This is a genomic window from Microbacterium sp. Leaf161, assembly GCF_001423645.1.
Lineage (GTDB): Bacteria > Actinomycetota > Actinomycetes > Actinomycetales > Microbacteriaceae > Microbacterium > Microbacterium forte.
Genome location: NZ_LMOW01000001.1, coordinates 1,193,161 through 1,212,396, shown reverse-complemented (window position 1 = coordinate 1,212,396; position 19,236 = coordinate 1,193,161). Strand labels below are relative to the sequence as shown.

At 68.2% G+C, this 19,236-nt stretch carries 18 protein-coding genes; 11 read left to right on the top strand and 7 right to left on the bottom strand.

Annotation, left to right across the window (positions count from 1 at the left end; translation table 11 throughout):
* Nucleotides 1-493: 493 nt before the first annotated feature.
* On the top strand, nucleotides 494-1,867 hold the full coding sequence (gene dnaB, locus ASF87_RS05970) for a replicative DNA helicase (protein ID WP_056376363.1): 1,374 nt from the start codon (nucleotides 494-496) through the stop codon (nucleotides 1,865-1,867).
* A 61-nt stretch (nucleotides 1,868-1,928) separates the two neighbouring features.
* Nucleotides 1,929-2,123: a three-helix bundle dimerization domain-containing protein gene (locus tag ASF87_RS05965; protein ID WP_056374927.1), complete on the top strand. Its 195-nt coding sequence runs from the start codon at nucleotides 1,929-1,931 to the stop codon at nucleotides 2,121-2,123.
* Between the two features lie 24 nt (nucleotides 2,124-2,147).
* On the opposite strand, the gene ASF87_RS05960 is transcribed toward ASF87_RS05965, so the two are convergent.
* Together ASF87_RS05960 and ASF87_RS05955 are read right to left on the bottom strand one after the other, a co-directional pair.
* Nucleotides 2,148-2,546, bottom strand: a complete 399-nt coding sequence (locus tag ASF87_RS05960; RefSeq protein WP_056374925.1) for an arsenate-mycothiol transferase ArsC — start codon at nucleotides 2,544-2,546, stop codon at nucleotides 2,148-2,150.
* A 21-nt stretch (nucleotides 2,547-2,567) separates the two neighbouring features.
* The gene (locus ASF87_RS05955) at nucleotides 2,568-3,242 is read right to left on the bottom strand and encodes an arsenate reductase/protein-tyrosine-phosphatase family protein (RefSeq protein ID WP_056374923.1); all 675 of its coding nucleotides are present in this window, start codon (nucleotides 3,240-3,242) and stop codon (nucleotides 2,568-2,570) included.
* 48 nt (nucleotides 3,243-3,290) lie between these two features.
* Between ASF87_RS05955 and ASF87_RS05950 the strand changes: the two genes are divergently transcribed.
* Entirely contained in the window at nucleotides 3,291-4,052 is a 762-nt protein-coding gene (locus ASF87_RS05950; RefSeq protein ID WP_056374921.1) for an aquaporin, read from the top strand.
* 9 nt (nucleotides 4,053-4,061) lie between these two features.
* Nucleotides 4,062-5,450, top strand: a complete 1,389-nt coding sequence (locus tag ASF87_RS05945) for an FAD-dependent oxidoreductase (protein ID WP_056374919.1) — start codon at nucleotides 4,062-4,064, stop codon at nucleotides 5,448-5,450.
* A 236-nt stretch (nucleotides 5,451-5,686) separates the two neighbouring features.
* Here the strand turns inward: ASF87_RS05945 and ASF87_RS05940 are convergent, their stop codons facing one another.
* Nucleotides 5,687-8,278, bottom strand: a complete 2,592-nt coding sequence (locus ASF87_RS05940) for a LuxR family transcriptional regulator (protein WP_157550013.1) — start codon at nucleotides 8,276-8,278, stop codon at nucleotides 5,687-5,689.
* A 514-nt stretch (nucleotides 8,279-8,792) separates the two neighbouring features.
* On the opposite strand from ASF87_RS05940, the gene ASF87_RS05935 reads away from it, so the two are divergent.
* The 6 genes from ASF87_RS05935 (at nucleotide 8,793) to ASF87_RS05910 (ending at nucleotide 15,701) form a co-directional block, all read left to right on the top strand.
* A complete protein-coding gene (locus tag ASF87_RS05935) occupies nucleotides 8,793-11,564 on the top strand; it encodes a hypothetical protein (RefSeq protein WP_056374915.1) in 2,772 nt (923 codons plus the stop codon).
* Complete coding sequence (locus tag ASF87_RS05930; protein ID WP_056374914.1) at nucleotides 11,561-12,211, top strand: SipW-dependent-type signal peptide-containing protein; 651 nt, start codon at nucleotides 11,561-11,563, stop codon at nucleotides 12,209-12,211. The genes ASF87_RS05935 and ASF87_RS05930 overlap by 4 nt, the downstream gene beginning before the upstream one ends.
* Entirely contained in the window at nucleotides 12,208-13,116 is a 909-nt protein-coding gene (locus ASF87_RS05925) for a hypothetical protein (protein WP_056374912.1), read from the top strand. The genes ASF87_RS05930 and ASF87_RS05925 overlap by 4 nt, the downstream gene beginning before the upstream one ends.
* Nucleotides 13,117-13,159: 43 nt before the next feature.
* Nucleotides 13,160-13,894 (top strand): SipW-dependent-type signal peptide-containing protein, encoded by a 735-nt coding sequence (locus ASF87_RS05920; RefSeq protein WP_056374911.1) that lies wholly within the window; start codon nucleotides 13,160-13,162, stop codon nucleotides 13,892-13,894.
* A gap of 71 nt (nucleotides 13,895-13,965) precedes the next feature.
* Nucleotides 13,966-14,757 carry a signal peptidase I gene (locus ASF87_RS05915; protein ID WP_162238673.1) on the top strand — a complete coding sequence of 264 codons (792 nt, stop codon included), beginning with the start codon at nucleotides 13,966-13,968 and terminating at the stop codon, nucleotides 14,755-14,757.
* Nucleotides 14,754-15,701 carry a hypothetical protein gene (locus ASF87_RS05910; RefSeq protein WP_056374906.1) on the top strand — a complete coding sequence of 316 codons (948 nt, stop codon included), beginning with the start codon at nucleotides 14,754-14,756 and terminating at the stop codon, nucleotides 15,699-15,701. The genes ASF87_RS05915 and ASF87_RS05910 overlap by 4 nt, the downstream gene beginning before the upstream one ends.
* 342 nt (nucleotides 15,702-16,043) lie before the next feature.
* On the opposite strand, the gene ASF87_RS05905 is transcribed toward ASF87_RS05910, so the two are convergent.
* Nucleotides 16,044-16,829, bottom strand: a complete 786-nt coding sequence (locus tag ASF87_RS05905) for a DNA/RNA non-specific endonuclease (RefSeq protein ID WP_056374904.1) — start codon at nucleotides 16,827-16,829, stop codon at nucleotides 16,044-16,046.
* Between the two features lie 101 nt (nucleotides 16,830-16,930).
* Nucleotides 16,931-17,827: an SDR family oxidoreductase gene (locus ASF87_RS05900; protein ID WP_056374902.1), complete on the bottom strand. Its 897-nt coding sequence runs from the start codon at nucleotides 17,825-17,827 to the stop codon at nucleotides 16,931-16,933.
* A 259-nt stretch (nucleotides 17,828-18,086) separates the two neighbouring features.
* On the opposite strand from ASF87_RS05900, the gene ASF87_RS05895 reads away from it, so the two are divergent.
* Nucleotides 18,087-18,644 (top strand): dihydrofolate reductase family protein, encoded by a 558-nt coding sequence (locus tag ASF87_RS05895; protein WP_056374900.1) that lies wholly within the window; start codon nucleotides 18,087-18,089, stop codon nucleotides 18,642-18,644.
* Between the two features lie 18 nt (nucleotides 18,645-18,662).
* Here ASF87_RS05895 and ASF87_RS05890 read toward each other — a convergent pair whose 3' ends face one another.
* Both ASF87_RS05890 and ASF87_RS05885 read right to left on the bottom strand, forming a co-directional pair.
* A complete protein-coding gene (locus tag ASF87_RS05890; RefSeq protein ID WP_042541504.1) occupies nucleotides 18,663-18,890 on the bottom strand; it encodes an RNA-binding S4 domain-containing protein in 228 nt (75 codons plus the stop codon).
* A 41-nt stretch (nucleotides 18,891-18,931) separates the two neighbouring features.
* Nucleotides 18,932-19,234 carry a hypothetical protein gene (locus ASF87_RS05885; RefSeq protein WP_056374898.1) on the bottom strand — a complete coding sequence of 101 codons (303 nt, stop codon included), beginning with the start codon at nucleotides 19,232-19,234 and terminating at the stop codon, nucleotides 18,932-18,934.
* Nucleotides 19,235-19,236 lie beyond the last annotated feature (2 nt).

Below are 19,236 nucleotides of genomic sequence, written 5' to 3'. Positions count from 1 at the left end.
TGACGATACTCCCGGCATATCGCGATGTCTAGAGGGTTCCGCTCGAAAACGATGACATCTCGCGCACATTTCAGGGGGTTGCGCAGTGTGACGCGCCCGGTTGAATCTCGGCTTGACTTTCCCCAGGTTCTACACATCCCCCACCGGATGCGATCAACCTTCAATGCCCAGTTGAACCACGTTCTCATCCACAGGGTGGGGAAACTCTAAATCCCAGACCAGGGTAAAAAATAGAACCCTGTTTCGAGGTACTCCACCGAGTTATCCACATGCGTTCTGCACAGACTCTCCGGACTTGTTCGCACGCTTTCCACATAGTTATCCACAGGGCGTGTTGCGACCGAAAACACCCGCTCGTAGCGTGGTGCAGCGACCCGATGTCGGAAGTGCCTGGTTTGCTGTGCGAACGGTCCTTCTCGAGCTGAATCGCATCGAGCGGCCGACGCAGTCGGCACCGAGCACACCGGAAGAACGTCGCATCGAAGGGAGCAGCGTGTCGATCGCCGACATCACAGAGGAGCGCCTCGGGGGCAAGCGTCCACCAGAGCGCACACCCCCGCACGACACGCTCGCCGAACAGAGCGCGCTGGGTGGAATGCTCCTCTCGAAGGATGCCGTCGCCGATGTGATCGAGACGCTCAAGGGCGCCGACTTCTACATCCCCAAGCACGAGCTCATCTTCGAGGCGATCCTGTCGCTCTACTCGCACGGCGAGCCGACGGACGTCGTCGCCGTCACCGACGAGCTCATCAAGACGGGAGAGCTGAGTCGCGCCGGCGGTGCCGATTATCTGCATACCCTCACCTCGATCGTCCCCACTGCGGCTAACGCCGGCTACTACGCGGGCATCGTGTCGGAGCGGGCGATCCTTCGCCGTCTGGTCGATGCGGGCACCCGCATCGTGCAGCTCGGTTACGACGGACAGGGCGACGCCACCGACATCGTCAACAACGCCCAGGCAGAGATCTACTCGATCACCGGATCCGAGACTGCCGAAGACTACGTGCCGCTGCAGATCGCGGTCGATGCCGCGCTCGAAGAGATCGAGGCAGCCAGCGGCCGCGACGGGTCGATGACGGGCGTTCCGACGGGCTTCAAGGAACTCGACGAGCTCACCAACGGCCTGCACGGCGGGCAGATGATCGTCGTCGCCGCGCGTCCTGCGATGGGTAAGTCGACCCTCGCGCTCGACTTCGCGCGCTCGGCGTCCATCGGCCACAACATCCCCTCCGTCTTCTTCTCGCTCGAGATGGGCAAGAGCGAGATCGCGATGCGTCTGCTGAGCGCCGAAGGTCAGATCCCGCTGCAGAACATGCGCAAGGGAAACCTCGACCCGCGGGACTGGACCACCGTCGCGGCCACTCGAGGCCGCATCAACGACGCCCCCCTCTACATCGACGACAGCCCCAACATGACGCTGGTCGAGATCCGTGCGAAGTGCCGGCGACTCAAGCAGCGCGAGGGTCTGCGGATGGTCATCATCGACTACCTGCAGCTGATGACGTCGGGAAAGCGTGTCGAGTCGCGCCAGCAGGAGGTCTCGGAGTTCTCGCGAAGCCTCAAGCTCATCGCCAAGGAGCTGCAGGTTCCTGTCATCGCACTGTCGCAACTGAACCGTGGTCCCGAGCAGCGCACAGACAAGAAGCCCGCGATCAGCGACCTGCGTGAGTCCGGCTCGATCGAGCAGGACGCCGACATGGTGATCCTGCTGCACCGCGACTCGGTCTACGACAAGGACGTTCGTCCGGGTGAGGCCGACCTGATCGTGGCCAAGCACCGTAACGGCCCGACGGCGACAATCACCGTGGCCTTCCAGGGGCACTACTCGCGCTTCATGGACATGGCGCCGGGCGGCGACTTCAACTGAGGTGATCGGGCCCCGAATCCCGCTCTAGGCTGAGCCGACCTGTTCGTCGTACCATGCTGCTGTGGCGACCAATATCGACCCTCAAGAGATCGTGAAGCAAGTCACCGACCGAGTGGCTGAGCGCTATCCCGAAGTCGAGCATGAGCACATCTCGTCGCTCGCCGTCGAAGAACTCGGGAAGATCTCGAACAGCAGAGTCACCGACTATCTCACTGTGCTCACCGAGCGCGCTGTGCGTAGCCGCCTCGCGAAGTAGTCCGTCGGCGGCGGGGCTTCGAGCTCAGCGCGTGAGCAGCGTCTCCCGGATCTTCGCGGCGACGGCCTCGCGCAGCGGGCGCACCGCGTCGGCATCCCACGACTCGGGGTTCGGGAACGACCACTCCAGCACCTCGCCGCTGGGGGTCGAGGGCAGGGCGAGCCCTGGCTTCATCAGGACCACGACATCGGCAGCATCGAGGTCGTCGCTCGTGACGGCGCGGGGCACCCGGTCTGTGATGTCCATGCCGAGCTCTGCGACGGTGGCGGCCACTGCCGGGTTCACCCCGTCGGCGGGGGAGAGGCCTGCCGAGGTCGCGACGAAGCGGTCGCCGGCAAGGTGCTGCAGCAGAGCGGCGCCGAGCTGCGAGCGGCCGGCGTTGTGCTGGCAGATGAACAGGACGGTAGGGGCGGTGTCGGTCACGGGTTCTCTTTCTGGTGGGGTTCAGCTCGCGGCGAGACGGGGCGCGAGCTGGATGATCCGGCGCTCCAGCTCGTCGTAGGCGGAGTCGAAGGCGTCGACGGACCCGACGCGCACCGGGTCGGGGATCGACCAGTGCAGGTGGCCAGAGACGCCGAGCTCTTCGTGCGCGTTGTCGCAGACGGTCACCACGAAGTCGGATCCGGTCAACACCGCATCGAGGGCGCGTGGCGAGTCATCGGGCAGATCGAGGGAGTGGCGATCTGCCGCCGCCACTGCGCCAGGATCGATCCGCTCGGCGGGGTGCGTTCCTCCGGAGGATGCGGGGATGCTGCTGTGCGCCGACCACAAGGCGGCGGCCAACTGAGACCGGGCCGAGTTCGCGGTGCAGACGAACACGACGCGGCTCGCGTGCTCGACCCGCCCCGGCATGAGTCCGTGCAGTGCGGTGTCGGTCAGGTGGACGTAGCTGCGCCGCTTGTCGGCCTCCGACCGCGAACGCGCCACGATCCCGACGGCTTCGAGCGTGTTCAGGTGATGCGTGATGAGGTTCGCCGGAAGCCCCAGCGCCGCCCGGATCTCGGTGGGGGACAGGTCGCCGAGAGTCAGCAGGTCGACGATCCGCAGGCGGGACGCGTCACCCAGCGCGGCGTGCTTCGCAGCCCGGGCGTCGACATCCGTGATTCTTTCAATGTTCATTGTTTCAATCTTGACTGAACTACCCCGCGCGGGTCAAGATGAATCGACATGAACATCTCCCCTCCGTCTCGCCTCGGGACTCTTCGCCCCTCTCTGCCGCGTCGCGCTGCCGCCGAGTTCGTCGGCTCTGGTCTGCTCGTCACCATCGTCGTCGGGTCGGGGATCGCCGCCCAGCGGCTGTCTCCCGACGACGTCGGGCTGCAGCTGCTCGAGAACAGCCTGGCGACGGCGCTGGGCCTGTCGGTGTTGATCCTGATGCTCGGCCCCGTCTCGGGCGCGCACTTCAACCCGGTCGTGTCGATCGCCGACTGGTTGATCGGACGCCGCGAGGGCACGGGCCTGCCGCTGTGCGACCTCCCGCCATACGTGCTCGCGCAGATCTTCGGCGGCATCGCGGGAACCCTCCTGGCGGGGGTGATGTTCGACACCGCGCCCGGGTTCTCGTCTCATGACCGCGCGACCGGCGGCCACCTGGTCGGCGAGGTCGTCGCCACTGCCGGTCTGGTGCTGCTGATCTTCGCACTCGCCCGCACGGGCACCGCATCGGCGACGGCTGCCGCGGTCGGCGCCTACATCGGCGCGGCGTACTGGTTCACCAGCTCGACGTCGTTCGCGAACCCGGCTGTGACCATCGCGCGCATGTTCACCGACACGTTCGCCGGCATCGCGCCCGGCTCGGTGGTTCCGTTCGTCGTCGCGCAGGTCGTCGGGGCCGCTCTCGGCCTCGCGCTCCTGCTCGTCTTCTACCCGACGGCCACCCGTGCCGCGGACCGTGTCGTGGTTCCCCAGTACCTCGAAACCCAGCCCTGAAAGGCAGTCATGCATCTCGTAGCGATCGGCGGAAGCGACGCCGGAATCTCCACCGCACTGCGGGCCCGCGAACTCGACCCCTCGGTCGACGTCACCGTGGTCGTGGCCGATGCCTACCCGAACTTCTCGATCTGCGGCATCCCGTACTACTTCTCTCGGGAGGTGCAGCCGTGGCAGTCCCTCGCTCACCGCACGCACGCCGATCTCGAGGCCACCGGCATGACGCTGAGCCTGAACACCCTCGCCACGAGCATCGACGTGCAGGGGCAGCGGCTCACCGTGCGTGACCAGGACGGCACCGAGTCGAGCATCGCCTACGACGAGCTCATGGTCGGCACCGGGGCGTCTCCGTCGACGGCCGGGATCGAGGGTCTCGACAGGCTCGGCCCCGACGACGGCGTGCACCTGCTGCACTCCATGGGGGACACCTTCGCGCTCCAGCGCCATCTCGACGAGCATCAGCCCGAGACGGCGATCATCGTGGGTGCCGGGTATGTCGGGCTCGAGATGGCCGAAGCGCTCACGGTTCGCGGACTTCGGGTCACCCAGTTGCAGCGCGGGCCCGAAGTGCTCTCGACCCTCGACCCCGAGCTCGGCGCGCTCGTGCACGACGAACTCACCCGACACGGCGTCGAGGTGCTCACGAACACCCGGGTCGAAGAGGTCTCTCGCGACGCGGGGCGGCTCACGGTGTCGGGATCCCGCGACGGCGCACCGTTCTCGCGCGGTGCCGACCTGGTGCTCGTCGTTGTCGGCGTGCGCCCCAACACCGGCCTGCTCACCTCAGCGGGAGCAGCGACGGGTGCCGGCGGGGCGGTCGTCGTCGATGACCGAATGCGCACAGGTCTGCCGCATGTCTGGGCGGCGGGTGACGGCGTGGTCACTCATCACCGCCTGCTCGGCGTCACCTATCTGCCGCTCGGCACGACCGCTCACAAGCAGGGGCGCGTGGCCGGAGAGAACGCGATCGGCGGCGACGCGCACTTCGCCGGAAGCCTCGGCACGCAGGTCGTCAAGGTGTTCGACGTCGTGGCGGCACGCACGGGCCTGCGAGACCACGAGGCGATCGAGGCGGGATTCGCGCCGCACAGTCAGACCGCGATCGCGGACGATCACAAGCGCTACTACCCCGGAGCCACTCCCATCAGCATCCGTGTCACGGGTGACACGCTCGACGGACGCCTCTTGGGTTCTCAGCTCGTCGGAACGCGCGGCGCCGAGATCTCGAAACGAGTGGACACGTATGCCACGGCGCTGCACCACGCCATGACGGTGGCCGAGATGAGCGATCTCGACCTGTCGTACACGCCTCCACTCGGCTCGCCGTGGGACGCCGTGCAGGTCGCGACCCAGGCCTGGGAGCGAGAGGCGCGTTCGCTGTCGACGCGTCTCAGCTGACACGCCGCATCGGCGGCGCCGGTCAGCGGGCATCGTCGGCTGATCCGGGGGAGGACGGGACGCCCCCACCACGGGGGAGGCGGCAGAAAGGGCGCCCCATCCGATGCCGTCAATGGGCGGCACCCCAGCTGTCGCGTTACAGCGCGACAGAACTGTGAGGCAAGCGTGACACCAGCCGACTCGCCGCACAAGCCCTATTGTCGACCGGTATGCCGCGGGTCGAGGCAGCGCTCAGATCAGGTCAGCGCTTCGGCGTGACGCCGCAGCTCTCGGCGGTTCGAGACGTCGAGCTTGCGCATGATCCGGTGCATGTGGCTCTCGACCGTGCGCACACTCAGCACGAGTCGGGAGGCGATCTCGGAGTTGGAGAGGCCGCCCGCGGCGAGGCGCCCCACCTCCTTCTCGCGGTCGGTGAGGGTGACAGCTGTCGCACCGAACCGCGCGAGGTCGTAGTTCCTCCCCGGGTGACGGGCACGGATCTGCTCCTCGCGCTCGACCGCGCGCTGCTGTCCGAGGTCGTCCGCCCCCGCCGCGAACCAGGCCCGCGCGAAGCGGCAGGCCGACAGCGCAGTACCGGTGAGCCCGCGCACGTCGAGCTCGTCCGCGACGGCGAGCATCGCCACGGGATCCCGCTGCACCAGCGCGCTGACGAACGAGGCCTGGGCCGCCAGCCCTGCCGCCTCCGGCAGCTCCTTCGCGTGCGCCATCGCGGCGGACAGCCGGGTCGGCGTCGGGTCGAGTTCGACGGCGGAGAGCTGGGCGGTGAGCCCTGCCACGCGGGCTCCGCGGTTCCAGAGGGCGTCGCCGGAGCGGGCGAGCAGCTCGGCGGCCTTCTCGGTGCTTCCGTCGAAGGCGAGCAGCTGCACCTGGGGCCACGCCTTGCTCTGCCCCGGAAGCGGGCCGTCTTCTGCTCCGAGCTGATCCAGGTCGGCGGCCAGCCGCTCGCCGGTCGTCACCTGCCCTCGTCGGATGGCGACCACGGCGGCGACCGCGAACAGCGAGAGCTGCACTCCGGGCGGCAGCGGTGAGGGCTCTCCCGCCGAGAAGATGACCTCGAGCAGGTCGTCGACGGCCGCATGATCACCCGCTGCCAGATGACACAGCGATGCGGCGGTGCCGAAGGCTCGCACGGCGTCGATGTCGAGGTAGCCGTGCGCCTCGTCGAACCCGCGCTGCAGCACGTCGAGAGCGGCGCCCGGGTCGCCCTGGCCGAACAGTGCCATGCCGAGCAGCACCCGAGGGGTGTACCGCTGCTCCTCGTGCTCGAGCGCCTCGATGAGGCCGAAGACCCGCAGCGCGTCGGAGAAACGACCGAGGCTGACGAGCACGCTCATCTGGGTCTCGAGCATCATCAGCTTGACCGCCGCGGGCAGCTCGTCGGACACCTCGAGGCGGTTGCCGAAGTCAGCGGGCACGGTGTCGAGGTTCGCGAGCAGCTGCACCTCGACAGCCCGCAGCATCCCGGCGTGCGCACCCACCGTCTGGGCGTCGTCCTGCAGCTGCGCGACCGCTCGCTGCAGGTCGTCGTCGACGTAGGCGGTCCACTCCGCCTTGAGCGCGGCGAACTCGGCACGACTGGCGTCGTCCCCGGTGCGCGTCGCAGGAGACGAGAGGACGTCGGCGATCACGTCTCGCACCCTCGCTGTGTGCGTGTGCATGAGGGCACGGATGTAGCGCACGGCACTGGCGGCGGTCGGGTTCGCCTCCCACTCGGCGGCCGTCACGATACGGCGTGCGCGGGCACGCTCCTGCAGCAGCCGGACGAAGAGAGCATCCTGACCACCCGACGCGGTCGGAGACGACTGCTGGTCGGTGAGCACCGACCACACCGACTCGGGCGTGCTCAGCTGTCGCACGATCTGGCTCGTCAGTCGCGTGCGTCGCGCTGTGAGCGGCTCGTGCCGGAAGAACTCGACCAGCAGCGGCGGCATGACGGCGACGAGCTGCCGGTCGCCGCTGGGGATGAAGGTGATCATCCGGCGCTCCTCCAGCAGCTCGAGCGTGCCCCAGTCGACGAGCTGGCTCGCCGTGTCGATATCGGCCACACCCACGATCGCGATGATCTCGAGCGCATCACGCGTGGCGTCATCGAGGCTCTCGAGGTGCGCCTCCAGCACGGCTCGCAGTCCGCTGCTCCACAGATCGCGGGTGGCGGTCCACTCGCCGCCGCGCAGCACGAGACGCTTCTCACGCACGGTCGCGTCGACCAGGCTCAGGGCGAGGCCGATGTTTCCCCCCGACTTCGCGAACACCCGGCTCATCGTGCTCGCCTCGATCGGGTGCGACAGATACTTCTCGAGAGCCGTCTCGAGCTCCTCGAAGCGCAACGGGGTCATGTCGATCACGTACGAGGGTTCGAGAGTCGACGCGGGCAGGCCGCTCGGAGTGTGTCTGGCTCGAAGACCCTGCAGGCGAGAGAGCACGATCGGCACGCCGTACTCGCGTCGCACCGACTCCGCGACACCCCACGACGACTCGTCGAGGTCATCCCAGTCATCGAGGAACAGCACCAAGCGCGAGGCGCGGAGCGCCTGGCGCAGCGAGTCTGCGGTCTCGTGAAGGCTCGGCCCCGGCCGTTGACCACTGGTCGCGCCGATGCCGGCGAGATGCAGTGCGGCGAGCGGATGCTGGCGCAGCGACGCGATTCCGCGCACGGAGACGACCGTCCATTCGTCCTGCTCGACCCGGGCACGCAGCGCCTTGAGGAAAGCGCTGCGACCTGAACCGCGGCTGCCGACGACGTCGATGCTGACGCCCGCCTGGATGAGGTCCACTGCTGCGGCGAGACTCTCTTCGCGACCGACCACCATGAGATCCCGCTTCCTCACGTGCTGTTCCTATGCAAAAGCTACTCTCCTGGACCTGTCAGAGATAGCCGCGCGGCGGGGGGTGACGCGGCTGCTCCCTCGCATGAGCCTTCCCGGTGGCGGCGTCGCTCGTGAGGTGAATCCCGTGTAGTACGAGCGGCGAGTGCCGACCTTGCGTACTCACGATCGGCCAGCGGCATGAGGAGCGGCACGGGTAAGTACCCGCAGGAGCAGTACTGAGGGTCGGCGACGTGCATCCCGCAGGTTCGTGCGACCCCGCTACGCAACGGCCGGGGAGCTCCACTGAGATCGAAGCGGAGGGATGCTGAAGCCCACCGAGAGCCCTGCGGCGGGCGGGTCGTCGACCGCATGCTTACGATGACCGCCCATTCTGCGCACATCGTGCCCGCGGTCTCCCATCACTCGAGCGCGACATGCGTCGCGCGGACCCACCCGGAGGACGACAGCTGTGAGCGCGAGCCCGCGAGAAGAAGGCCGTCGAACATCACGCAGGCGCCGCCGCACGGCGCGCCGCGTGCGTGTCGTCTCTGCCGTGACGGCAACAGTCGCCCTGATCATGGGCGGCCTCCTGGTGGCGGCTCCGGCGATGTCCGCGCCCAGCCACGAGCTCGAGATCACCAGCCTCGCGTTCTCGGGAGTCGATCAGACACCGGGTGATGGCGTGTGCCGGACAGCTGACGGCTCCTGCACGCTGCGCGCCGCGCTCGAGGAGTCGAATGCCCTGAACGGTGCGCCCGGGGCCGTCGTCATCGGCGTGAAGCCCGGCCTCAGCGGCATCATCCGTCCGGTGATGACCCGCTCCACCGCGAACTGGATGCAGACGAGCGCGGTGTCGACCTGGGATGACGGCGCCTTCTATCGCATCACTGCACCGGTCACGCTCGACCTCGACAACCGTGTCTCCATCATTCCGACCTCCGAGTCGACCGAGGCGGCGGCATTCGAGATCAACGGTCCGGACGTCGCGCTGAAGAACTTCCGCGACATCCTCTCCAGCGGCACGTCCATCGTGATGGGCGAGCAGGCGAAGCGGGTCAGCCTCGCGGGCGGCTCGACCGTGACGAAGGAGAACTACTACCCCGAGCGCTTCGTCGTCTATCGCCAGGGTGCCAGCGACATCTCGGTCAGCGACTACGAGCTGCAGGGGTTCTACCACGAGGGACAGCAGACCTCAGGGCTGTTCCTGTTCAACGCCACGACCGCCACACCGATGAAGAACATCTCCATCGCGCGGGTGAAGGTCAGCTACACGGCCGGCGGCGTGTGCAACGGATCCGACGGCTCGGGCTGCCGCACGAACCTCACCACCTTCTCGCCGCGCGACGCGAACGTCGTCCTCGACGGCTTCTCGTTCACCGATTCGACCGTGAGGAACCTCAACGGGGCGACGGCCTTCAAGTTCTCGAACAACAGCACGACGGGTGTGAGGCTGTCGAACCTGAACATCTCGGGCAACCAGTTCCTCAACTCCGTCGGAAACGGCACGGGAGACGAGTACGCGTTCGTCACGCTGCCCCCGGGCACCCTGAGCGGAGAGAACCGGATCTCGCGCAACGACTTCGTACGCGCGACGTCGGGGCAGACCATCGCGATCTCCTGGGACGGCCTGACCCGCAGCGGCACGGTGCCAAGCGGGCTCAGCATCACCGACAACTACTTCGACGGCTACGAGTCGAGCATCCGTCTCTCGCGCAGCGGTCTGACCACCGTCTCGGGCAACACCTTCGGCACGCGTTCAGGGTCGCAGGGCAGGCCGGCGACCGGGGAGGAGACCGGCGACGGAGGCTCGCTCCTGGTCGACAACGGAACCGAATCGAACCAGACGGTGTCGACGTGGTACCCCACTGCTGCGGCGTCGGTCGTGGCGGCTCCCTCGAGCGGCGCGATGGTCGCAGCGCCCCGCACCACGTTCACGGGCGGAACATGCACCGCGGAGATCACAGTGGCGAAACCTGCAGGCAGCGGCAAGTCGGTGCCGAGCGGACCCGTGTCGCTCGATCTCTACTGGACGGGCGACCGCACAGCCGAGATCCACCTCGGGCGCGTGACCGGAGTGACCGCCGCTGCGGCATCCGTCGCCTTCTCGCTGCCCGTCGGACCGCAGCCGCTCGCCGGCGCCACCGTGCCCGCCTCCGCGCAGGCCGTGAACGCCACGACGGGCGACGTCTCGGGTTTCGTGCGCGTGCAGACGCACGTCGAGACGACGCCGCAGCTGACGTCGTCGCAGTTCAGCCGCACGGCGGCGGTGACCGGCAACTGCCGCCCGACTCTCACGCTCGATCAGGCCAGCGGTCAGAACGACCCGACGATGAGTCGCGACCTCCATTACACGCTGAGGTCTTCGCTGCCCCTCGACCCGTCGACCGTCACCGCGGATGACATCCAGCTGAGCGCTGCGGCGACCGCCGAGACCCTCGATGCCGAGCGCCTCGATCCGCGAGTCGTCGCCGTGACTCCTGTCGCGGGTGAGAACGGACTCGAGTTCGACGTGGTCGCGCGGGTCGACGACTCGGCATCCGTCTCGGCGACTCTCGCGGCCGGTCGCGTCACGTCGACATCGGGATTGACGAACACCGCTGCTGCGGTCTCTGCCGACCCTCGAGTGACCTTCGTCAATCCGCTGCAGGTCACCTCTCCCCGGTTCACGCTGGTCACGGGAGACGAGAAGGGCAAGTCCTACTCGATGATGCTGCGAGCCGGTGCGCCCGTGCCGACATCGCCGTTGATCTTCTCGTCGAAGATCGACGCAGTGGGCGTCGCGCATGGAGTCGGTCTCTCGACTTCCACTCCGGTCATCGCCCCCGGCGCGCGTTCGACGGAGTCGATCGTGCTGCAGGCGACCGACGGAGATGTCACGGCGAACACCGAGGCGACCATCGCAGCGACCGTCGCCTCGGAGGATGAGAACTACGACGGGCTGGTCGTGCCGTCGGTGAGCGCGTTCCTGTTCGCCACAGACCCGACCATCGAGATCGAGAAGCGGGCCTACGCCGACGTGGCGGATGCCTCGACTCCCGCGACGATCGAGCAGACGGGTAGGCCTGTGCTCAGCGGGGCGCGCCTCGTCGACGGACAGGCGGTGTGCTTCGTGTACACGGTCACGAACCGATCGACCGACGACTGGATCACGAGCCTGCACGACATCGTCGTCACGGACTCGGACCTGCGCCTGGGCGCGCAGGGAGTGATCGGCTCGATCTCGCAGCTCGCCGTCGGCGAGAACGCGAAGGTCGCCGCGTGCGGCACGATCGTCTCGAACGGCACCGCCGACGGGTGGGGACGATGACCGCCGTCCAGGCTCCGCCCCGCGGCCGCACGCTGCCCCTGGTCGTGAGCGTGATCGCCGTCGCAGCCCTGACGGTCGCGGCGATCGGCGCCGGCACCTACGCGCTGTGGTCGTCGGAAGACACCTTCGCAGGGTCTCTGTGGCAGGCCGGCGACCTCTCGATGACCACGGAGGACGCATCCTGGCGGCAGATCACCCCGGGCGTGACCGAGCCGCGGTCTGGCGACCTGGCAACCACGCCCGAGGACTTCTTCACGATGCCTGGCGACGTGATCGAGATCACGCAGCCGCTCGAGACCTACCTGTGCGGCGAGAATCTGACCGCAGCGCTGAGTGTCGAGTTCGCGTCTCCCGACGCAGTGCGGGCGCAGGAGGAGACGGGCGAGATCGCGATCGCACTGCGCGTGGAGAATGCCGAGGGAGACACGGTCGCGACCGGCTCTGCCGACGGGACGCCGCTGGCCGTTCCCGGTCTCGTGGGGTCGTCGCAGGGTGAGTCCGATCGATGGTCGGTGATCGTGACCGTCGAGGTGCGCGGCGACTACGCCTGGACGGACTCCGACGTTCACAGTGCCGCGGGAGTCTGGGCCGCGGGCGACCTCATCGTGCGTCTCGATCAGGTGCGCGCGAACGGTGCCGGTCGATGAGGCTGCGCTCGACTCTGTCGCTCACCGCCGCGATCGCCGGTGTCATGGCCTTCGGGGTCGTCTCGACAGCGAACGCGCTGTGGACCGCGAACGACGCGGTCGTGGTGCCTGAGCTCCGCACGGGAGCAGTGATCTTCGGAGCCGTCGCCGAGTCGCAGCGTGTGCTGTCGGCGTCGGGCGAGCCGGTCGAGATCACCCTGCCCGGCACCGAGATAGCCACGGTGCTCGATCAGGGCGGCCTGAGAACAGAACCCGTGATCTGGCGCTTTCAGGTGACCGGGGCCGCTCTCGGCATCGCCGGACTCGACTACGACGTCACGCTCGGCGATCAGGTCTGGCACGACGGTCGCTCGGCCGAGCTCGCCGGGGGCGTCGCCCAGGAAGGCACACTGCTGGCGGACTCGACCGTTCGGATCTACCCGGCCGGCCTCGGCGACGACTGCTCGATGATCCCCGAGGCGCCCGTCGACGGCGAAGCCGCCGTGAACGTTCACCTGCTCGACGCGTCCGATCGGACGCTGCAGGAGCCCGCTGCCAACCCCACGGGCGCCACGGTCAGCCAGACATGGTGCGTCGCGATGATCTGGAACCACCGAGCCGACGGCGTGTACGTCTCGGAGGCGAGCGCCCAGGGGATCGCCGTCGATGGCAGCGAGAACCGCGACGTCGACACGTGGGACGCCGCGGTCGCGTTTCCCGCATCGCTGAACGCCATCGGCGTCTACGACCACACGGCGTGGGCGGAAGGCACCGGCGACGACGGCAGCCTGTCGCGCGACGACTCGTCGTGGAGCGGCACGGTGCATCCGGATCCCGCGGGCGAACCCGACCTCGTGATCCGCATCGATCCCCGTGTGACGAACGCGAACCCCGCCGTCGCACCCGGCGATCACGCCACGCGCTAGTCGCCGAAGCAGAAACACACCACCCAGGAGAAGGAAGAAGAACATGTCCAACGAGAACCCTCAGATCATCGTCGTGACCGAAGAGAGGAAGAAGCGCCGCGGCGCTCTGCTGCTCGTCGCCGGTGGCGCCGCCGCACTGCTCGCGGGCGGGTCGACGTTCGCCCTGTGGACGGCGACCGACGGCTTCAGCGGCGGACAGATCACCGCCGGCGACCTCGACGTCGTGCAGACTGCCGACACGACCTTCTGGGACGTCTCGGCAGACCGCGACGACGCCACCGCCACCGTCGTCGGCACGGACGGCTCGCAGCTCGGCCACGCGCTGGCCCCCGCGGATGCGTCGACCTGGCGCATCGTGCCCGGCGACAAGGTCGCGGCCTCGTTCTCGGCCGACGTGACGCTGGAGGGAGACAACCTAGTGGGTCGCCTCTCGCTCGACGGTCTCACGGCGAACGACTACGACATCAGCGGCATGACCTACACCTACGAGGTCTACCAGGACGGTGCGCTCGTGCAGCCTGAGATCGCGCTGCCCGTCGCGGCAGATGCGACGCTGCTGTACCTGTCGGCGCCGCAGACGGGTCAGAGCGCCGGCCTCGAGGACGCGAACGGCACCACCGTGCTCTCGATGGCCGAGACCACCGAAGACGTGACGGTCGTCGTCTACGGCGCCTTCTCGTCGACGGTCACCGACCGCACCGACGTCGCGCTCACCGACACGCTGTCGGGGCTGAACCTCACGCTCGAGCAGGTTCGCGACACCGGCGAGCAGTTCTGAGACCCACCGTCGGGAGGCGCCCCGAGACAGGGGCGCCTCCGTCGCTCACGATCATGAAGAGAGACGCACGCATGCGCACCACGGGCAGGATTCCGAGGAGCTGGTACGAGTCGCCCTGGCGCATCGCCGGACGGGCCGTATCGATCGCGCTGGTCGTGACGGTGCTCGCGCTCATCGCCGCGCTTCTCGTGGTCCCGCGCGCATCCGGCGGCACCTCGCTGACGGTGCTCACCGGTTCAATGGAGCCGACGCTCGCGCCCGGTGATGTCGTGGCGGTGCGAGGCGTCGCGCCCGATCAGGTGTGCACCGAGATCGGGGTCGGCGACATCGTGACCTATCTTCCGGAGCCGGGCGACCCGGCTCTCATCACCCACCGCGTCGTGGGCAAGACCGTCGGCACGTTCGACGACGGCACGGACTGCAGGCTCATCACTCAGGGTGACGCGAACTCCGCCGCCGACGCGCCGGTGTCTCCCGAGCAGGTTCGCGGGGTGATGCTCTACAGCCTCCCCGCCCTCGGATGGGTGCGCCAGTGGGCCACCGACAACATCGTGGTGCTCGGCGTCGCGCTCGGCGCCGGGCTTCTCGGCTACGGCGCATGGACCACCTTCCGGCGGCCTCGCACCCGCGTGATCATGACCTCCGGACGGGGCGTGAACGACGCCCCCGCGGCATCCGCGGCCCCTGCCGTTCTCTCTGTCGCCGACGACCTCCGGATCCGGGAGCTCGATCTCAGAGAGCGGGAGATCGCGATCCGCGAGGAGGAACTCCACGTCGCGCGGCTCGGACTCCTCTCGCTCGACGACGATTCGCTGCGCGAGATGCTGTCGCACGCGACGGATGCCGAGCGGAGCCGGCGATGAACGGAGTGGACGGCCTCCTCGCGGACGCACGCCGTCGCACCCGACGGGAGACGTCCATTGCCTGGATCCTCGCCGTGGTGCTCCTGCTCATGCTGGCGGGGGCGCTCTCTCCTGTGGGCGTGCTCCCTGCCGTGGCGGCGGGTTCGACGACCGGCGTCTCGACGACCGGCGAACCCGTCGACAGGGCGGTGGCACCGGCATCCGGGGGTGGTTCGCAGTCAGGGGATGCGATTGCCGAGGCCGCCTGGGACGGTCCGGCGACGCACCTGGACTGGTCGGGCCGGGGGTATTCGACCGCGGAGTCGTCGTTCGTCGGTCGGCGCATCGCCGCGCCGGGAGATCGCACTCAACGCACCCTGATGCTGACGAACAGCGGTCCTGCGCGAGCCGGCCTCACCGTGTCGCTGCGCCTGGATGAGAGCGTGCCCGGCGGCGCTCGCAATCCCGACCTCGCCGGCGAGGTCGAGCTGTTCTGGAGCGTCGGCGGTGTCGAGGGGCGGCAGCGCTTCTCCGCACTCGCCGAAGAGATGACCGGCACTGTCGACATCGCCGAGGTGCGGGTCGCCCAGGGTGAGACGGTGGCCGTGGAGATCGGGTTCGAGATCCCCGCCACGATTGCATCGCAGCGCAACGAGGGACATGAGTCGACCGCGCTCGCGTTCGATGTCGTCTCGACGATGTCCGGCGAGGTCGACGAGCAGCCGACTCGGCTGGCGATGACGGGAGCAGGCTCGCTCTTCCTCGTCGGAATCGCCGCGGTGCTGCTGCTGCTCGCAGGGCTTCTGCTCGTCGCCGACCGTCGGCGGCGGTGCGACGACTGCTCGAGGACCATCGGTCGGGACGAGTCCTGGGTGGATCTGACAGAGCCCGACCGCGGCCGTCGGCGCGTGTGCCCGGACTGCGCTCTGTGCGGCACTACTGCGGCGGGCACTCCGCACTACTGAGAGACGGGGCGTCGGCACCGGAGACCGCGGTTCCCGGCTCGGAATCCGCCCCCTTCTCGGCGTGCGAGCGCGCGGTTCACGAGATGGTTGAACCGTTCGATCACCCAGTCGGATCACCGCGGATCATCCGCACGAACGCCGTCACAGAGTCGCATCTCTCCCCGATCGCGACTTCTCCTCCCCGGATCGTGGCGGCGTTCACCCGTTCGCCTGGCTGGGATGACCCGCGGACGAGAGGACGACCACCGCACTCCTCCGCGAGCACGTCCACCCGGTGGTGAGGATGCAGGGGTTCGTCCGTGGCAGCGGCGTGCCTCGTCGCGTCGATGAACCGGTAGACGCCTAGAGCGTGATGTCGGATGCGGAGGCGAGCGGTCGCCACTCGGTCGATCGCGCACTCGGCCGGGCGAGCACATCGGCGTCGAGCAAGGGTCCCACGTCGATCTTCGTGACTCGGGCGATCTCGGCGACCGGAACCTGGAACGTGCGGAAGGCGCCCAGAGGCGGCGCGGCGAGCAGGCCGTCGGGGGTGTCGACCAGCTCGGACTGATCGAGCACGAACCCTGCGGCCGACAGGCCATCCGGCGTCTGCCAGGCCGCGATCTTCCAGAACCGGAGCGGGATGCGGATGCCGCGATACGGCGGGTCGTCGTCACCCAGCACAGGCGCGGTGTAGACCGAGACACGCTGATCGGTCGTCTCGGCATACTCGATCACATGGTCTTCCAGGCCGAGCCAGAGGTCCTTCGACTGGTTGAATCCTGCCGACTGCGGGGCGGCGTTCGGATAGAAGAAGGTCGCCTCGGTGGCATCCCTCGCCTCATCGACATCGCCCCATCCCGGATCACGCCGCCGCACGAGATGGCCGCGGTCGAGGTCGTTGCGCGCGTAGACATCAGGACCCGTCTGCAGCTCGTCGTCGATCCGGGGGTCGAGCCTCCACTCGCCGGTGCGCGGCAGTTCGCGCAGCAGCGCTCCGTCGATGTTCACGCCGGTCACGGAGGCCAGCCGACGGTCGCGGTCGAGCAGCACCGTGAAGCGCGGGTAGGTCAGCTCGGTCGCATCCTGCGCCGGTCGGGGCAGGGGGACTCGCGTCGGAAGGAAATCGAGGTCGTATCCGTCTGCCATACCGTCATATTGCCTCGTACCCCCGACATCGCCAACGGGGTGCCGAACACGGGAACGCCCCAACCCGGTCGCTTCGGGAGGGGGCGTTCGCTGTCAGCGGGTCACGGTGTGGGCATGCCGCCGTTGACGTTGAGCGTCTCGCCGGCGACGTAGCTCGACTCGGCCGAGGCCAGGAACACGTAGGCGGGAGCAAGCTCGGCAGGCTGACCCATGCGGCCGAGAGGCGTGTCCTCACCGAACTCCGGGAGCTTCTCCTGCGGCTGTCCGTCGCTGGGCTGCAGCGGCGTCCAGATCGGCCCCGGAGCCACGGCGTTCACGCGGATGCCTTTCGGCGCGAGCTGGTCGGCGAGGCCCTTGGTGAAGGCGTTGATCGTGGCCTTGGTCGACGCGTAGTCGACGAGGATTCCCGACGGCGAGTACGCCTGGATCGAGGTGGTGTTGATGATCGTCGAACCGGCAGGGAGGTGCGGCAGCGCCGCCTTCGTGATCCAGAACATCGCGTAGACGTTGGTCTTGAAGGTGTCGTCGAACTGCTCGTCGGTGATGTCGGTCAGAGACTCCTGGTAGACCTGCTTGCCGCCGTTGTTCACGAGGATGTCGAGGCCGCCGAGCGCGCCGACCGCCTCAGCCACCAGCGTGCGGCAGTACTCGGGGTCGCGCAGATCGCCGGGAATCTGCGCGACGGTGGCGCCCGCGTCGCGAAGGATGCCGGCGATGCGCGCAGCATCCTCCTCCTCTTCCGGAAGGTATGAGAGCGCGACGTCGGCTCCTTCACGGGCGAAGGCGATCGCGGTCGCCGCTCCGATGCCCGAGTCGCCGCCGGTGATCAGTGCCTTGCGGCCGGTGAGACGACCGGTGCCGCGGTAGCTCTCCTCGCCGAGGTCGGCCTTCGGGGCGAGGTCGGCGTCGAGCCCGGGTTCGGGCATGTGCTGCTTCTCGGGCTCGATGTCGGAATAGAGCTCGGCCGGGTTGACGAAGGTGTACTGGTCGCGAGACATGGGGTGTCCTCTCGGTCGCTGGTCTGGGGGTATGACTCCAGCGTGCGCCGAGGTCGGGATGTCGGCCAGCGCCTTGCGTCTGCGGACTCAGGTCGCTAAGGGCGAAGCCCGGGGCCGTCGTCGATGTCGCTGGGGGAGGAGAACTGCTCTTCGGGAGGAGAGATTCGCAGGATTGCTCCTCCCGAAGGGCAGATCTCCTCCTGAGAGAGCGGCAGCGAGGGGGTCGACCAACCCCCGGCACGCGGAGTAGCCTCGCCGCATGGGCCGACTCATCTTCTCCATGATCACGTCGCTCGACGGATATGTCAGCGGGCCCCACGGAGGATTCGACTGGGCGCTCGACGAGGAGCTGCACGACTTCATCAACAGGCAGTTCGCCGACGTCGGCACCTATCTCTACGGGCGGCGCATGTACGAGACGATGGTCTATTGGGAGACCGCCCACCTCGAGCCCGATCAGCCGCAGGTCGGCATCGACTACGCACGGGTCTGGCAGGCGGCCGACAAGGTCGTCTTCTCGAAGACACTCGCCGAGGTGTCGAGCGAGCGCACGCGGCTCGAGCGCACGTTCGACCCCGAGACCATCGAGCGCTGGAAAGCCGAATCCGACAGCGACCTCTCTGTCGACGGGCCGACGCTCGCGGCCGAGGCGATCCGCGCGGGTCTGGTCGACGAGTTCGGCCTGTTCATCGGTCCGGGTATCGTCGGGGGCGGCAAGCCGTTCTTCCCCGGCGACGTGCACGTCGATCTCGAACTGCTCGACGACAAGCGCTTCAGCAGCGGGGTGATGTTCCTCCGCTACGCGACGCGGCGGTGACGGCGATCGCTGCCGGCGTCAGGGGCGCACGCGGACGGTGCGGCCCTCGAAGGTGACCAGGTCGCCGTCGTGCAGCTGACGGCCCCGACGACGATCGACCTCGTCGTTGACCTTCACGAAACCGTCGATCACGACCTCCTTGGCGTCGCCACCCGAGTCGAGCAGACCCGAGTACTTCAGGAACTGCCCGAGGCGGATCATCTCGCCGCCGATGGAGACATCGTCGATGCGGCCGGAATTCGTCATGACTCCGATGCTATCCGCCGGATGCGGGCCGTGGCTCGCGCTCAGCCGAGCGCCCGCTGGATCCGTTCGCTGAGCCGGTCGGCCGCCTTCGAGGTCATCCGGCGACGGGCCGGCGACTGCAGTGCGATCCGCACGTCGGATCCGCCCTCAGCCATCGGAGTCGCGACGACCCTCACGTCGGCGGGTCCCTCGAACAGCGTCCGTCGTGTGCTGAACGCCACCGAGCGATGATCGGAGACTCGCCACTCGACGCGCTTCAGCTCTGTCGTGAGCTGCTGCAGCACCCGCACGACGGAGTCCGTCCGCGCGGGTGTGTAGAAGTACGTGTGCACCGTGACCGGCATGG

Bases quoted from the DNA above. Each gene is read 5' to 3' on its own strand.
- ASF87_RS05920 (WP_056374911.1), top strand. From the start codon at position 13,160: ATGTCCAACGAGAACCCTCAGATCATCGTCGTGACCGAAGAGAGGAAG.
- ASF87_RS05945 (WP_056374919.1), top strand. From the start codon at position 4,062: ATGCATCTCGTAGCGATCGGCGGAAGCGACGCCGGAATCTCCACCGCA.
- ASF87_RS05910 (WP_056374906.1), top strand. From the start codon at position 14,754: ATGAACGGAGTGGACGGCCTCCTCGCGGACGCACGCCGTCGCACCCGA.
- ASF87_RS05955 (WP_056374923.1), bottom strand. From the start codon at position 3,242: ATGAACATTGAAAGAATCACGGATGTCGACGCCCGGGCTGCGAAGCAC.
- ASF87_RS05950 (WP_056374921.1), top strand. From the start codon at position 3,291: ATGAACATCTCCCCTCCGTCTCGCCTCGGGACTCTTCGCCCCTCTCTG.
- ASF87_RS05895 (WP_056374900.1), top strand. From the start codon at position 18,087: ATGGGCCGACTCATCTTCTCCATGATCACGTCGCTCGACGGATATGTC.
- ASF87_RS05930 (WP_056374914.1), top strand. From the start codon at position 11,561: ATGACCGCCGTCCAGGCTCCGCCCCGCGGCCGCACGCTGCCCCTGGTC.
- ASF87_RS05890 (WP_042541504.1), bottom strand. From the start codon at position 18,890: ATGACGAATTCCGGCCGCATCGACGATGTCTCCATCGGCGGCGAGATG.
- ASF87_RS05900 (WP_056374902.1), bottom strand. From the start codon at position 17,827: ATGTCTCGCGACCAGTACACCTTCGTCAACCCGGCCGAGCTCTATTCC.
- ASF87_RS05885 (WP_056374898.1), bottom strand. From the start codon at position 19,234: ATGCCGGTCACGGTGCACACGTACTTCTACACACCCGCGCGGACGGAC.
- ASF87_RS05915 (WP_162238673.1), top strand. From the start codon at position 13,966: ATGCGCACCACGGGCAGGATTCCGAGGAGCTGGTACGAGTCGCCCTGG.
- ASF87_RS05905 (WP_056374904.1), bottom strand. From the start codon at position 16,829: ATGGCAGACGGATACGACCTCGATTTCCTTCCGACGCGAGTCCCCCTG.
- ASF87_RS05925 (WP_056374912.1), top strand. From the start codon at position 12,208: ATGAGGCTGCGCTCGACTCTGTCGCTCACCGCCGCGATCGCCGGTGTC.